This window comes from Kitasatospora sp. NPDC059571, assembly GCF_042735675.1.
GTDB lineage: Bacteria > Actinomycetota > Actinomycetes > Streptomycetales > Streptomycetaceae > Kitasatospora.
This window is the reverse complement of sequence record NZ_JBHWBW010000340.1, coordinates 7,172-8,670: the sequence shown is the minus strand read 5'-3', so window position 1 is coordinate 8,670 and position 1,499 is coordinate 7,172. Positions and strand designations below refer to the sequence as shown.

Genomic DNA, 1,499 nt, shown 5'->3' with positions numbered 1-1,499 from the left:
GGCCGACGGCGTTGTGTGCTCCGGCGCTCAGCTCTCGCGGCGGCGCCGGTAGTCGCGGAGCACGACCGACCCGCCGGCCAGCGCGGCGACGGCGAGGCCGCCCGCGCCCAGCACATAGGTGCCGGTGCGGCGGTCGCGGTCGGACTGGGTCTCGGCGAGGCCCAGCGGCTGGGCGACGATCGGCACCTTGTCGAGCTTGAGCGGCGCGTCCGCGTGGACCTCCGGGTCCTGGTCGTCGGGGCCCTGGACCGCCTTCACCGGGTCGACCACGCCCCAGCCGACGAAGCGGTTGCGGCCGCGCTCGGTGCGCTGCGCGCTCTGCTCGATCCGGGCCCGGATCTGGGCCGGCGTCCAGTCCGGGTGGGCGCCCTTGAGGAGCGCGGCCACGCCGGCCACGTACGGGGCCGAGAAGCTGGTGCCGTTGTCCACGCACTGGCCGCCCGCCGGGACGGTCGACAGCATGTCGACGCCGGGCGCGGCCACCGAGACGAAGTCGCCGTACTCGGAGAACGGCGCCCGCTCGTTGTTGCGGTCCGAGGCGCCGACCGCCAGCACGGTCTTGAACCCGGCGGGGTAGGTGGCGCCCTCCCGGCCGTCGTTGCCGGAGGAGGCGACGACGACCACACCAGCGTCGTCGGCCGCCTTGACGGCCTTCTCCAGGTCGTCCTTCTTGTCGAAGGTGCTGCTCTCGCCGTCCGCCCGCACGTCCTGCGAGATGTTGATGACGTCGGCGTGCTTGTCGATCGCCCGGTAGATGGCGTCGATGAGGTCCTGGACCTTGCCGTTGCCCTGGTCGTCGTTCTGCTTGATGCTCAGGATGACCGCGCCCGGGGCGAGGCCGACGAAGCCGGTGCCGCTGACCGGGTTGGCGGCGATGATGCCCGCCACCTTGGTGCCGTGGCCGACGGTGTCGGTCACGCCGTTCCCGGTCTGGCCGGACTGCGGGTCCTTCAGCAGCGAGCCGCCGTCCTCGACCTTGTTGTCCCGCAGCTGGCCGTTGCGGTTGTCCACGCCGGTGTCGATCACCGCGACCTTGACCGGCTGGCCCTTCTTGCGGTCCTTCGTGTCGGCCGCGAACACGCCCGTGCGGCCCTGCCGCCAGAGCTCGCTCAGCACGACCCGCTGGAGCGCCCAGGGCGTGCCCTGGACGGTCTCGGACGGGAACTTGCACTCGCCGGCCGCGGCTATGCCGATCGGGGACCAGTGCGAGGCCCCCTGGTCCGCCGTGGGCGACGGCGACGGCGAGGCCGGGGCCGCGTACGCCGGGGCAGCACCGAGCGCCCCGACCACCCCCAGGACCACGGACGCCGCGGCCGCCCTGCGGAACGTACCCAACGACACCTGTCTTCCCCTCTGATCCACCTGATGTCGTGCGCGCGTGTCGCCACGCGCGTGGGGGGGGCGCCCCACCGGACCCCCCCCCCCCACCCGCGTCGCCCGACCGCCGCCCCCGCGCCCCCCCAGTTGCAGATGGTCGGGGTGTTGTTGTCGGTCGCCAG

The 1,499-nt window shown here is 73.7% G+C and carries 1 protein-coding gene; it reads right to left on the bottom strand.

Annotated elements, in window-relative coordinates; genetic code table 11:
- Window positions 1–27: 27 nt before the first annotated feature.
- The gene (mycP, locus tag ACFV0G_RS28645) at window positions 28–1,341 is read right to left on the bottom strand and encodes a type VII secretion-associated serine protease mycosin (protein WP_380554162.1); all 1,314 of its coding nucleotides are present in this window, start codon (window positions 1,339–1,341) and stop codon (window positions 28–30) included.
- Window positions 1,342–1,499: the final 158 nt, after the last annotated feature.